At 44.6% G+C, this 13,996-nt stretch carries 11 protein-coding genes; 5 read left to right on the top strand and 6 right to left on the bottom strand.

What is annotated here, in order from left to right; translation table 11 throughout:
* The first annotated feature begins 550 nt into the window (after positions 1–550).
* The 4 genes from JMX07_RS08980 to guaD all read left to right on the top strand — a co-directional run bounded on the left by JMX07_RS08980 (position 551) and on the right by guaD (position 7,376).
* Entirely contained in the window at positions 551–2,263 is a 1,713-nt protein-coding gene (locus tag JMX07_RS08980; RefSeq protein WP_201607509.1) for a xanthine dehydrogenase small subunit, read from the top strand.
* A 64-nt stretch (positions 2,264–2,327) separates the two neighbouring features.
* Complete coding sequence (gene xdhB / locus JMX07_RS08975; RefSeq protein WP_201607507.1) at positions 2,328–4,901, top strand: xanthine dehydrogenase molybdopterin binding subunit; 2,574 nt, start codon at positions 2,328–2,330, stop codon at positions 4,899–4,901.
* Positions 4,894–5,865, top strand: coding sequence for an XdhC family protein (locus JMX07_RS08970; RefSeq protein WP_201607505.1), 972 nt, complete (start codon positions 4,894–4,896; stop codon positions 5,863–5,865). The genes xdhB and JMX07_RS08970 overlap by 8 nt, the downstream gene beginning before the upstream one ends.
* Before the next feature lie 104 nt (positions 5,866–5,969).
* Entirely contained in the window at positions 5,970–7,376 is a 1,407-nt protein-coding gene (guaD, locus tag JMX07_RS08965) for a guanine deaminase (RefSeq protein ID WP_201607503.1), read from the top strand.
* Between the two features lie 92 nt (positions 7,377–7,468).
* On the opposite strand, the gene JMX07_RS08960 is transcribed toward guaD, so the two are convergent.
* From JMX07_RS08960 to uraD, 6 genes are all read right to left on the bottom strand, one after another.
* Positions 7,469–7,999 (bottom strand): ureidoglycolate lyase, encoded by a 531-nt coding sequence (locus tag JMX07_RS08960; RefSeq protein ID WP_201607501.1) that lies wholly within the window; start codon positions 7,997–7,999, stop codon positions 7,469–7,471.
* Positions 7,999–9,099 carry an allantoicase gene (gene alc / locus JMX07_RS08955; RefSeq protein ID WP_413786671.1) on the bottom strand — a complete coding sequence of 367 codons (1,101 nt, stop codon included), beginning with the start codon at positions 9,097–9,099 and terminating at the stop codon, positions 7,999–8,001. Before alc ends, JMX07_RS08960 begins: the two co-directional genes overlap by 1 nt.
* Before the next feature lie 150 nt (positions 9,100–9,249).
* The gene (gene puuE, locus JMX07_RS08950) at positions 9,250–10,230 is read right to left on the bottom strand and encodes an allantoinase PuuE (RefSeq protein ID WP_201607497.1); all 981 of its coding nucleotides are present in this window, start codon (positions 10,228–10,230) and stop codon (positions 9,250–9,252) included.
* 82 nt (positions 10,231–10,312) lie between these two features.
* Positions 10,313–11,647 carry a urate hydroxylase PuuD gene (locus JMX07_RS08945; protein ID WP_201607495.1) on the bottom strand — a complete coding sequence of 445 codons (1,335 nt, stop codon included), beginning with the start codon at positions 11,645–11,647 and terminating at the stop codon, positions 10,313–10,315.
* A 100-nt stretch (positions 11,648–11,747) separates the two neighbouring features.
* On the bottom strand, positions 11,748–12,116 hold the full coding sequence (uraH, locus tag JMX07_RS08940) for a hydroxyisourate hydrolase (RefSeq protein WP_201607494.1): 369 nt from the start codon (positions 12,114–12,116) through the stop codon (positions 11,748–11,750).
* A gap of 65 nt (positions 12,117–12,181) precedes the next feature.
* The gene (gene uraD / locus JMX07_RS08935) at positions 12,182–12,715 is read right to left on the bottom strand and encodes a 2-oxo-4-hydroxy-4-carboxy-5-ureidoimidazoline decarboxylase (RefSeq protein ID WP_201607490.1); all 534 of its coding nucleotides are present in this window, start codon (positions 12,713–12,715) and stop codon (positions 12,182–12,184) included.
* Between the two features lie 523 nt (positions 12,716–13,238).
* On the opposite strand from uraD, the gene JMX07_RS08930 reads away from it, so the two are divergent.
* A complete protein-coding gene (locus tag JMX07_RS08930; protein ID WP_201607488.1) occupies positions 13,239–13,904 on the top strand; it encodes a TetR/AcrR family transcriptional regulator in 666 nt (221 codons plus the stop codon).
* The last annotated feature ends 92 nt before the right edge of the window (positions 13,905–13,996 follow it).

The raw sequence follows: 13,996 nt of genomic DNA, 5'->3' as shown, positions 1-13,996 counted from the left end.
GCGATATATGTATTCGGTACTGTTTTTACGCAGGCTATCTCGCTGTTTATAGTATAGCTTATCTAACGCTTAGCTTTATTATTCACTATGTATAAAATTAGAAATATTTATAAAAACAGTGTCTGGTTTTGAGTGGCTGAGTAATGAATAAAATCTACAAACCGTATAGATATTCCCTTAGATTTAAGTTATTCACCAATTATTTGCTAACTGTTCGATAGTATCTATAGGCCTTTTAACGGGTTGTGTTATAAATAAGAATAGTGATAATATGTTGAAAGCTGACCAAATAGTCAAGTATCCTATAGTACGAGTTTTCTAACAAAATTGTTCAATGCTTGCTGATATTTGCAACCGATTTACCTGATATAAAAAGTGCGCTGTGCTGATTTTTTTATCTCTTAAGAATGTATTAGCAAATAAAACAGAATAACCGTACTTAAAAGGTTGCAGCATGATGTAAACCAAGTGCTTACGTTCAGCATTTAAGCCGTCAAATTCCTTAAGCCTTATGCTTATCTTCATTATTTTATTTTAGCCGAGTCTTGCTATGATTAGTTTTTACTTAAATGGGAAACGCCACGAGCTAACCCAGCTTAACCCTAATACGACGGTGCTTGAGTATCTACGATTGCATGAAGGCCAAACGGATACGAAGGAAGGCTGTGGTAGTGGTGATTGCGGTGCCTGTACTGTGATGGTTCAGCGCCTGCCTAACGCTAGCCAGCCAGCGCTTAATGATGAAAATGCCGACGAAAAAAATGCTACGCCACCGTTCTATACGATTAACTCCTGTATTACGCTAGTGTCGCTCATGAATGGTTATCATCTGATGACGGCTTCTTATTTAGCAGATAATCCAGAACATCATCCAGAACGTGCTCTGCTGCATCCAGCGCAGCAGGCCATGGTTGAATGTCACGGATCACAGTGCGGTTTTTGTACGCCTGGGTTTGTGATGTCGCTAGCTTGCGTTTACGAAAATAATCGTATACAGACAAGTCTAGAAGCAGCAAATCAGGGCGATGCCAAGCAACTAAGCTATGATGAGGTGGTTGCTTCAATCTCTGGCAATCTATGTCGCTGTACAGGTTATCGTCCGATTATCGAGGCGGGCCTATTGATGAGTGATATCGGTCAGCAGAGAGAAGCAGAGCATTCAGCGGTGAAAGACTTGACTATCAGTCTAGCCACAGACGCGATGCGTAGTATAAAAGAATCAGCAGTATCTGAAAACGTGTCAACTGAGTTAAAGAATGAAGAGCCGAATGGTATGGCACCTGCACTTAATGATGCTGGGCGACAGTTATATATGCCCAAGTCACTAGATGAGCTTAATCAGGTATTAGCTGCCAATCCACAAGCTACGATTTGGGCAGGCGGTACGGATTTGGGATTGAGTGTAACCCAACATTTGGTTGATCACGAGGTGATTATCCAACTTTCAGGTGTTGAGGCACTAAAGTCATGGTCATTACTTGACGCAAAGTCTGACTCAAGCAATGAAAGGTCAGATAACGAGCAAGCTTCTAGCCAATCACTAGTACTGGGTGCTGGCATGAGCTATCAGCAAATGTTGCCTGTGCTTGAGCAATACTTTCCAAGCTTTGCGCAAGTATTTGAGCGTATTGCTTCTCCGCAAATCCGTAATATGGGCACCATCGGCGGCAATATAGCCAACGCGTCGCCGATTGGGGATTTACCACCGATTTTATTGGCGTTAGATGCGTCAATTCATCTGCGTCATTGCGCGCCTAATCGTGAAGAGTCAGGCAATGATTTAGGTAATAGTGATTCGGTTTATACGGATGAGATCATACCTTTATCAGAATTTTTCTTAGATTATAAAAAGACCAAACTGCAAGCAGGCAGCTATATTGTCGCTATTCATATTCCTTTGATGCAAGATCATCAGCACTTATTTATTCATAAAATTAGCAAACGCTACGAAGATGATATCTCAGCGTGCTTGCTTGCGGCGCGGCTTGATGTGTCAGCAGATGGTGCAATTATCGAGAATGCAAAGCTTGGGCTTGGCGGTATGGCAGCGATACCACTGCTTGCGGTGCACTGTCAGCAAGCGCTCATTGGGCAAGCTGCTGAAGTCGCGAGTTTTGAGCAGGCGGCACAAGTCTTGTCTGCAGACGTTACGCCTATGACGGATGTCAGAGCCAGCCGCGAATATCGCTCACATGTGGCGCAGCGTCTACTGGTGAAGTGCGGTAAACAATTGATAGCGGATATGCAGGCTGAGAGTACCTAATCATTAACATTGCCAAAAATCAAAAACAGCATCAATAAAAGCGTATTAATAGAAGAGACTTGCCATGAGCCATCATTCGTCCTTATTCGATAGTTATAGTATCCGCCGTGTGCGTCCGCCAAAAAACAAAATTGGCACCTCGGCCAAGCATGATAGTGCGATCAGTCATGTCATGGGGACGGCAACCTATGTGGATGATATTGCAAAACCACAAGGTACGCTACATCTAGCAGTAGGTAAAAGCAGTCACGCTCATGCACGTGTATTGAGTATGGATTTGAGCGCTGTCAGAGATGCGGATGGAGTGGTAGATGTCCTAAGTTTTGAAGACTTACCGGCGCAGACCGATATCGGTGCGGTGTTCGATGGAGAGCCACTGATGGTGGATGACATCACAGAGTATGTGGGTCAGACGCTATTTGTGGTAGTGGCGAGCAGTCATCGCGCTGCCAAAAAAGCGGCTACCAAGGCAGTGGTAGAATATGAGCCATTGCCAGCGGTACTTAGTATAGATAAAGCGTTAGAGCAAGAGTTGTTTGTGCGTCCGAGTCATTTTATGAAGCGCGGTGACGCGGCGACTGCGCTTGAGAACGCACCGATTCGCATTGAAGGTCATATTCATATGCGCGGGCAAGAGCACTTTTATCTCGAAGGCCAAGTGTCTTATGTGGTGCCTTGTGATGATGGCGGGTTAGAGGTGTACACGTCATCGCAGCATCCAAGCGAAGTACAACAGCTGGTCGCCGAAGTGACGGATTTACCATTTCATGCGGTAAACACAGTCGTGCGCCGTATGGGTGGGGGCTTTGGGGGTAAAGAGACGCAAGCGGCTGCATGGGCGTGTCTGTGCGGTATTATCGCCAAACGTCATAACGTGCCTGTCAGTATGCGTCTAGATCGTCAAGATGATATGGTGGTGACGGGTAAGCGTCATGAGTTTGCCAACCGTTACGAAGTTGGTTTAGACGAGTCTGGTCGTATATTGGGCGTCGATATGCAATTGGCTGGCTTGTGTGGCTATGCACCAGATTTGTCTGATGCTATTGTCGATAGAGCGATGTTCCATTGTGATAATGCCTACTATTACCCAGCAGCTCATGTGGCAGGGCATCGCTGCAAAACGCATACCGTATCCAATACTGCCTATCGAGGATTTGGTGGTCCGCAAGGCCTGATGACCGCTGAATATATGATGGATCATATTGCCTATACCTTGGGGCAAGATCCGCTACAAGTGCGCTTGGCAAACTTATATCAAGATGGTCAAAGTACGCATTACGGTCAGACGATTGAGCATTTTGATTTGGCCACCATCATGACCAAACTGGCAGATGATTGCGATTATGACAATCGCCGTCAACAAATCCTAGAAGCCAATCAAAAAGCTGCCGCTAAAGGCAGTGACAAACGCTTAGGACTTGCGTTGACGCCAGTAAAATTCGGTATTTCATTTACAGTACAGACGCTCAATCAGGCAGGCGCATTGGTACATATTTATACTGATGGCAGTATCCATCTCAATCATGGTGGTACGGAGATGGGGCAGGGTTTATATATAAAAATTGCCCAGATTGTCGCCAATGAATTTGACGTTGATCTGGACACGGTCAAAGTATCAGCGACACGTACGGATAAAGTGCCTAACACTTCACCAACCGCCGCGTCATCAGGGACAGATATTAATGGTAAGGCAGCTCAAAATGCTTGCTTAAGCATTAAAGCGCGCATCATTGAATTTGCTGCTGAGTATTTCGACGTAGCGCAAGAAGACATACGTTTTGAAAAGAACCATGTCTATATTGGCGATAAAGAAACACTGACTTTTGCTGAAATGATTCAACTGTCGTACCAGAACCGTATCAGCTTGTCGTCTACTGGCTACTATAAAACGCCTAAGATATTTTATGATCGCTCTAAAGCATGGGGACGTCCGTTCTTCTACTTTGCCTTAGGCGCTGCCTGCGCTGAGGTTGAGATTGATACGTTGACAGGTGAGTACAAAGTACTACGCTGTGATGTGCTGCATGATGCAGGACAATCGATCAACCCTGCCATTGACATTGGTCAGATTGAAGGGGGTTTTGTGCAAGGTATGGGTTGGCTCACGGCAGAAGAGCTGATCTGGAATGATAAAGGTAAGCTCGCATCTGATAGTCCTGCTAATTATAAAATCCCAACCGCGCATGACTTGCCTAAGCAGTGGAATGTCAAATTGTACGATCGCAAAAACGAAGAACAAACGATTTATAACTCTAAAGCCGTTGGCGAGCCGCCGTTTATGTTGGCAGCCAGTGTTTGGTGTGCCCTCAATAATGCGGTCGCGAGCCTTGGTGATTATAAAAAGAATCCAGAGCTGACCATGCCTGCGACGCCAGAAGCGGTATTAAAAGCAGTGATGCGCATGCAAGGCACGTCGTGGGATTTAACAACTGAAGCCGATACAGATACGATTGATAGTTTGGTCAAAGGCGCAGAAGAGAACAGTGACCTTTACAACGAAAAAGCAATGCCACAAGACGTACGTCATGCCAAAGACATCGATCCAAAAGAAGTTAAAGGGAAACAAACTGATGACCAGCCTAATGCGATAGAGCATCCAAATGTAGCAGGGGCAAGAGGTCCTGCACACAGTGAATGAGTCGTTAGCACCGCCAGTCGTTTGGTACGAAGGTCTAGCGCGATATCAGCAGCGAGGTATCGCTCACGTGTTGGCGACGGTCGTAGCCGTAAATGGATCTGCTCCTCGAGCGCTCCAGGCAAAGATGATCGTCACGCAAGATAGTATCGTGGATACGTTAGGCGGCGGCGGTCTAGAGCATGACGTTATCAATACGGCACGGCAGCTATTGAACGGTGAAATAACGGCAACGGTATCAAAAGAAGTAAAACCAAAAGTCGCTGAAACTGACAGTGATAGTACGTCAGCACCTTCTAAAGCAGTGCGCCGTGATGCTGTCTACACCAAGCACTACCCGCTAGGTGCGAAATTGGCACAGTGTTGCGGCGGTAGCGTCACCGTTATGTTCGAATGCTTCAATGTAACGCCGCCGATGTCAGTACTAGTGTTTGGAGCAGGGCATGTAGCATCAGCGCTAATGACCATCCTCGCTGAGCTACCTTGTCAGGTAGATTGGGTGGACAGTCGCCCAGAGATGTTTGAGCGTTATTTAGTTGATGAATCTAATACTAATCAATCCAAACTTTATCAGTTACCAGCGCATATTCGTCCGCATATCGATGATGAGCCTATTGATTTTGTACGTCCATTTATCGAGCAGGGCGGTCAGCGTTTTATTCTGGTTATGACGCATGATCATAGTGTTGATTTTGAGCTGGTGCGGGCAGCATTGGATACTATTTCTGACACTAGCTCATCTCGTGATAAATGCTCAAACATTTTAGTGCCATACATAGGCTGCATTAGCTCGGCAACTAAGGCTAAGCGTTTTAGAGATCGTTTGATTCAGCGTGGCTATAGTGAGCAATTAGTAAATCAGTTGGTTATGCCAATTGGATTGCAAGTTGGTGGGAAAGAGCCGATGGCGGTGGCAGTTTCTATCGTGGCACAACTGTTGCAGCAGTATCATCAGGCTACTCTTTGAACGGCTCACTTCATATAAATTTTATACTTTTTATCAAATTATTAAAGCGCTCAGTACTATTTATCAAAACGCTCAGGACTACTAAGCCATTGTGAGATCTACGAATGACCCTACATATCTATCAAGCTCGACTGCTACACTATTTGACCGAAAGCGATCGTCCTGAGCGTACAACCTCTGATTATTCACAGACATTAGCTGTGGAACGAGACATTACGTTGCTACCAGTGATTGAAGGTGTACAGGTTTATCCTGAATATATCGCTGATGGTGCGCTTGTCGTAGATGGTGTGACAGGGTGCATTGTAGAGTATGGGCATAACGAGACAATATTAACGAAATATGTTAATACCACTGAGCAAGCAGGACAGTTAGTAGTCAAAGTACATGATTATCGTGACAAACTTATCATGCCAGGCTTTATCGATACTCATGTGCATTATCCGCAAATAGATATGATTGCTGCTTACGGTGAGCAATTACTTGACTGGCTTAACAATTATACTTTCGTCACCGAGGCCAATTTTGGCGATCCGAAAGTAGCGCATGATACGGCACAGTTCTTCTTAAACCAGCTGCTGGCAAATGGTACGACGAGCGCCATGGTGTTTTCTACCAGTCATCCTGAATCAGTGAACGCATTTTTTACGGAAAGTCACAAGCTCAATACTCGTATGATCACGGGTAATGTCTTGATGGATCAAAATGCGCCTGATAATTTGTGTGTACCTGCTGAGCAGGGCATTCGAGATACCCAAAACATCATTGATAATTGGCATGAGCGCGGCCGCCAACATGTGGCGATTACCCCGCGCTTTGCTATTACTTCGACACCCAAGCAACTACAAATGGCAGGTGAGCTGTATGCCAGTTACGAGAGTGTTTATCTGCAGACGCATCTAGCAGAAAATCATGATGAGATTGCCTTTGTAAAACAGCTGTATCCCAGTCATAAAGGCTATCTCGATGTCTATGATACGATGGGATTACTGGGTCGACGTACCACCTTGGCACATGGTATTCATCTTGAGACATCAGAGTATGAGCGTCTGCGCACGACTGGCACACAAATATCACACTGTCCGACGTCCAATCTGTTTTTGGGTAGTGGACTATTCGATTTACCCAAGACGTTAAGTTATACCGGTGTCAGTATCGCCACTGACGTTGGAGCAGGGACGAGTCTATCGATGCTGACGACTCTGTCAGAAGCGTATAAAATCCAACAACTACAAAGCAATCAGCTATCCGCTCATCAAGGGCTGTACCAAATTACGTTGGGTAATGCCCAGTCACTATTATTGGACAATAAAATCGGTAACTTTATGCCAAATAAAGAAGCGGATTTTGTGATCATCGATATGGGTGCAACGGAATTGCTTGAGCGACGTATGGCGCAGACCAAAACACTGGAAGAGCAGTTGTTTGTACTAATGATGCTAGGCGATGATAGAGTAATTGATCAGACAGTCGTCGCAGGCGTGAGTCGCTATCGTAAATCAACTGCTTAATAAATTAGCGAAAAATATGAATAAAGAAAAAGCCCTGTTTATGTTAAACATAAACAGGGCTTTTATCAAATTGATTTGTGCTTAATGACAGCTTAGTTGCATTCGCCTTTTAACTCAATAAACACATGCCAATCCGTGATATCAATCTCATAACAGTTATTACCCTCGCCATTGATACGATCAATAACTAAGAAATCACTGTCACGACCAAGCGCGAGTAGAGGGTGATGCCAGACATTAGCGTCGTACTGTACACCTTGGTGAGATTTTGCATAAAACACCACTAAGTCATCAGGCGACTGTGGAGGGTTACCAGCTTGGGCGACGACGACAATATAATCTTGGCCTTCCATAGATACAAACGCCTGTGTTCCAAGCGGATGGTATTCCATGACTGAGAGTGCAATCGGGTTCTCACGTTTCTTGGCCCGAAAGATACTCATACCAACTGAGCCACCGTCTAGTTTACTTTCGGCAAGTGCATGATGGCGAACCGCATAGCCATTATTGATTTCATAAGTATTGTCAGCATTTTGCTCACAGGCTTCATAGCGCTCGATGACCGAACCATAGGGGGCAAAGTTTGCCTTAGTCAAAGGCTTAGCAATTAGAGTGACACTCATTATTTTGCCTCTTTGCTATCAGTATCAGCACCAGTACCAGTATTAGCCTCAGCAATTTTGCCATATACGCGAACACGGCTGATGCCACCATCTGGGAAAATATTAACCCGAATATGCGTAATGGGTTTATCAAGTTGAAGCTTGTCTTTACCAAAGTGATGAACGTCGTCAGCGTTGGTTTTTTGTGGTTCAAGTAAGGTGTCCCAAAACATACTCTGAGTCACTAAAGTTTGCTCTGGTGTATTTGGTGAGTAGACGGCTTGGATCGAGACTTTGTCAGGGTAATTGCCTTTAAAGTGGGCAGTATCTATATCGATGGAATCAACGATACCTGCTTGACCTAGCGCGATGATACACCAGTCATTGCCTGGCTCACGGCGACGACGAGTCTCCCAACCATCACCCATGTTAGGCGCTTTAGTTGGTAGAAGTAAATTACTAGCCGCACCAAAATGTGCGTCGTTACTAGCAATGGCACGACCACCGTTTAACGCGCCTGCCAAGTCAAGTGTCTTGCCTTGTATGTTTAGGCTGGCATCAAGTTGGATATCACCATAGACACGTAGTCGGGCAACGCCGCCATCTGGATAAATATTCAAACGAATATGGGTCACCGTTTGCTCATGATCAATCTCGATAAATTCATGATGGTGACCTTCAAGCGGGGTCATACCCACTAGCGCCTGCCAGTTTTTATTGTCCCAGTCTTCTTTGCTTAGACTGGTAAGTTTAGCTCCATCTTGCTGCAGTAGCTCTGGCGCGTACAAGGCATCGACACTAGCTGAAGATGGGAAGTTACCCGTGAAGTGACTGGTGTCAATATCTAAACCAGCTATTTTGGTTGGGCGCGCAAGCTGGATAACTAAATAGTCGTAACCCAAATGGCGCTTGCGACGAGTTTCCCAGCCGTCCATCCATTTACCATTACTATCGAATTTATCCACAACAAAAATAGGCGCATCAGGATTTAGAATACGGCTTTTATCCGCAAAAAAATCATCGGTAGCGAATAGTGATTTTGCGCCCAAGCGACTGTCAGCGACGTTTGATTTCTTGGTAAACGCTGGCAGGGTATCAGGTAGATTGTTTGCGGAGATAATTTGTCCAACTTCTGAAGTATTTTGACTCACAATGATTCCTTTTTTAATAATGGTGTGTGTTGATAGTGTGGTGGCTATCTTATTTATTAATCTATGCCAATTCGCATTCGCTCAGCTAAGTAGAATGAGTACTAGGACGATAGCCTAAGCTTACATCCAGTTGGCAGTGTTGTCTGCCGTAGCAGGATGGTTTTCGTACCAGTGCTTGGCGATATCATCACGGCGGCATATCCATACGTCGGGCTTATTGGTGATATATTGCAAAAACTGCTTTAGCGCTTTGATACGTCCTGCACGCCCAATAATGCGACAATGCAGCCCAATGGTTAGCATTTTAGGAGTGTGTGCGCCTTCTTCGTATAAGGTGTCAAAGCTGTCTTTGAGATATTGATAAAATGGCTCAGCATGGGTGAATCCTGGGCTAGAAGAAAAACGCATATCGTTGGTCTCTAGGCTATAAGGTATGATCAAGTGCGGTTTGCGTGTGATGACATTGCTCTCTTGAACCTTCACATTGAGCCAATACGGTAACTCATCACCGTACGAGTCAGAGTCATAGATATAGCCGCCTTGCTCGGCAACCAATTCACGAGTATTTGGACTATCGCGTCCTGTATACCAACCAAGAGGTTGGCCGCCTAGCATACGTTTAAATATCTGGGTGGCACAGCGAATGTGTTCACGCTCGGTCTCACGGTACATATCCTGATAAGTGATCCAGCGTAGACCATGACTGGCAATCTCATGACCGTCTTCTAATACACGCTCGATAATATGCGGTGTTTTTTCAGCAGCGGCGGCACAGGTAAACGTGGTGATAGGAATACCATAATCTTTAAAGACATCTAACACACGCCACACGCCGACACGGCTACCGTACTCAAAAGCAGATTCAATAGACTGGTGACGGTTGTTAAATTCTGGCGTGCCTAAAATATCAGACAAAAAACGCTCTGATTGTCCATCGCCATGGATGACGCTATTTTCTGCACCTTCTTCGATGTTTAATACAAACTGTACGGCGATTTTTGCGCCACCTGGCCAGTTTGCTTTTGGTGGATTGCCAGCATAGCCCTTTAGGTCGCGCGGATACGTACTGATATCAAAGTCACTGGTAATTTTTTTGCTCATTATTTATATTCCTATATCGCTTAGAGCCTTAAGTATCTATTAGAACGTTGCTCATAAATAGCAGTTGTTTTTTGATCGCTAATTAAAGTGATGAGGCATAGGCCACGAGCTGTTGGCGTTCTGTGTCCGACAACTGAGTAATATTACCAAGCGGCATATAGCCAGTCTGTACTGCAGTGACGATTTTAGCTTTATGTATTTTCAGGTCTTCTGGCGTCTGCAAAATAATACCTGCTGGCGGCGCGGCAAAGCCTTGCTGTGTTGGCTGCACAGCATGACAGGTGCTACAGCGCGTATGCACGACATCCATCATAGCGTCATCTGCTGATGCGCTCACGGGTACGGCTTCAGCAGTAACTGCATCAGTGCTAATACTGTTATCAGCACTGTTATTAGCATTAGCAACGGTATCAGTGCTTGAGTCAGTAGTCGCGCTTGTAGCTGGCGGCGTGCTATCAGTTGTCGTAGGCGCTACTGAAGTAGTAGCAGGCATTGGCTCAATCGGCTCAGGTCGCATCCAAATAATTAATAATACGGTTAATACGGCTGGAATAACCAAGTAGCGTGGTTTTTTATGACCCAAATGCTTTTGGTTAAAGTAATGACGAACAGTCGCGGTAATAATACCTACGAAGACCAATACCAACCATCCTTTCTCATGAGCATACATCATTGGGTAATGGTTGCTGATCATGGTAAAAATCAGCGGTAGGGTAAAATAGTTATTCATCAGTGATCGATTTTTGGCTTGTAATGCCAATTCAGCCACTTCTTTACCCGGTTTTTCACCGCGCCGCACACAGTCAACGAGTGCACGCTGAGCCGGCATAATACCGAAGAATACGTTACCTACCATCACCGTGCCCAAGATAGCACCGATATGTATAAATGAGGCGCGATCACTGAACAGCTGGTAAGAACCCCAGCTCGCGATGACCAGCAAGATAAAAATTAGCGTACTAAAGATAAACGCATTTTTACCCAAATGACTGCGCACGATAACTTCATAAATGAAGTAACTACCAAACAAGAAAAGCAAGCTGGTGGCAATGGCACCGATACTAGTAAAAGGCACTTTGCTTGGGTCAATTAGGTAGGCAGTTGCATTGGCATAATAGACGATAGACATCATCGCCGCACCCGTCAGCCAAGTGGTATAGGCTTCCCACTTAAACCAATGTAGCGTCTTTGGCATCTCTTCGGGTTCGAGTTTGTATTTGGCAATTTCATAAAATCCGCCGCCATGGACGGCCCAAAGATCACCCGAAATGCCTTTGTCTGTTTTCCACTGTGGCGGCTTGCGTAGGCTTAGATCTAGCCACACAAAATAAAACGATGCACCAATCCATGCGACCCCAGCGATAACATGAAACCAGCGGAAAAATAAACTCAACCATTCGAGAAGATAGGCGCCCATGTAATAAATGTCCTTTAATATGACAGTGTCTTAATAAAATGTCTTTTGATAGTATTTCTTGAAAACTAATAACAAAGCAGAGAGCTAAACAACGCCAAAGCTATGATCCGCGATAGGTGCTATAACCGTGCGCACTAAGCAGAAGCGGCACGTGATAATGACTGGCATCGTTTACTACAAAGTCGATAACTACTTGCGGGTAAAATGCTGTCAGCTGCTGAGCATCAAAATAAGACTGAGTATCGAACGTTACGGTATAGCGGCCAATATTTAGCTGATGCTCTGTGCTATCGATGGCTGTATCAAACTGCCAAGCATCTGGTATGACACGGCCATCACTATTGGTTGTACCATGCGCTAGTAATATGGCGGCACCGTTGTCTTGTATGCGGTGTAAGGTAACGGCGACATCAGCCGCAGGTTTGCCAAGATGAGTGTCTAAGATATGTGATGATAGGGTGGCAGACATAATGCTTCCTTTAAATTTGTGAGAAATATAAATCGGGTAAAAATACTAGTCTAACTCTGCGACTACTATTTGCTTGTCGAAGCATTACCTAGCAATTTAGTTAAACGTAAACGCGTAATTTTATTTTGTTCAGTGGCTGCATTTGCCAGTTCAGTAGCACGATCGTTAGGCAAGCGCGCTAATAGCAGATCTAGCATTTGCTGCGCGCTTTTACCGGTCGCAAAGACAATAAAAATAAAACCAAATTTATCAAGATAGTCTCGATTGCCTTTGGCAAGTGCTTCGAGGACTTCGTCTGCTGCATCGTTAGCGCCTGATTGTTCATGTGCAGCGCTACTTTGTGTGTTGCGGTATTTTTCTTTTAGAGATGCCACGTTACCGATTTGCGGATGTCCATCAAACGCTTCTAATAAGTTAGCCTCATCATTTTGTACTTTGTTCCAGATAGCGTCGCTACTTGCTAGCAGTGCATCAACGTCTGCAAAAGGGCGGGCGTCTGCAAGTTTATAAGCCCAGTTTTTATTGGTGCAGCAAGTCAATAGCTGAGCGATGGCGACTTCTTGTGATAAATCGTTGAATTGCGCTAAGGTTAAGCTCACGATGACATCCTTTTCTAATAAGGCAGCCCATTATCTGTATCGGGCGATAAATGTTTGATAGAGGTTTATACCTTATGATTATTTGCATAAACTTATAGGTACAAGCAGTAATTTTGATAAGTAGCGGTTGCTTTAGCTTCATGGATGATTTGATTAAGCTAGCAGCTATTAATTTGCTTAAAAACAAAAGCCAGTAATCTATGTGTTCGTAGTCAGAGCTTTGGCGCTTATATACGCTTTGCATAATCTCAAGTTATAGTGAACTGACAATATGAAACAGATTTGCTAAGGAAACACTGATATTTTGACCGTCCAAAACGTCTGGCAAGAAGTGATTAATGACGGCGTAATTGATTTACAGTTCCCATTTTGCTAAAACCTGACTAATTGGTCAACTGTTTTATGCGAAATATTTTTATTTAACAGGTTATGCTGCTCAAATCTATGTATTTACATAAGAATACACAGCAAAATATAGCGACTATTTTGTCGAACCTGTCTCTTAGAGTGAGATACCACTGCTATGACTCAAAACAATCAAAAGGAAGAAACCTCAGTGACTGATACGCCCTCGCACCGTAGCCAACAAGCCATTCGCGCACAGAATCAAGCGCTTATCTTAGCGGCAGCTGAAAAAGAGTTTGTGCTTCAGAGCTATCGCGGCGCTACGATGCAGGGTATTGCCGATAGAGCAGGCTTGCCTAAAGCCAATGTTCACTACTACTTTAAAAATAAAAAAAACCTCTACATGGCAGTGCTACGCTCGATCATTCAAGAATGGAATGAAGGCTTGGTAACCATGACGGTAGATAGCGACCCAAAAACAGTCATCGAAAAATTCGTCCGTACCAAGCTACATCAAGCCTTTGTCAATCCAAGTCGCCATAAACTATTTGCAATTGAAGTCATCGGCGGTGCACCGCATTTGCATGAATTTATGTCCACCACGATGAAGGAGTGGGTACACGATAAAGCACAGGTAATGAAAGAGTGGCACAAGCAAGGCAAAATTGGGATTACTGATCCTCTACAACTACTGATTTTGATTTGGGCGACTACCCAACGTTATGCTGAATTTGAGATTGAAATCGTTGGATTGATGGATAAGACAGCGTATGATGCAGAAGATGAAGCGCGTGCGGCAGATTTTCTAGTGCCTTTTATTCTAAAAGGCTGTGGCCTCGAATGATGACAAGGTGGCTGTTTGATAAGTGAGGTGCATAAACTGTTGCTATTCGCCTGTTTACGCACCTCGTTTGCGGCGAAACACTTCGATATGTT

This window comes from Psychrobacter immobilis, assembly GCF_904846235.1.
Classification (GTDB): domain Bacteria; phylum Pseudomonadota; class Gammaproteobacteria; order Pseudomonadales; family Moraxellaceae; genus Psychrobacter; species Psychrobacter immobilis_C.
This window is presented reverse-complemented; position numbering and strand designations above follow the sequence as displayed.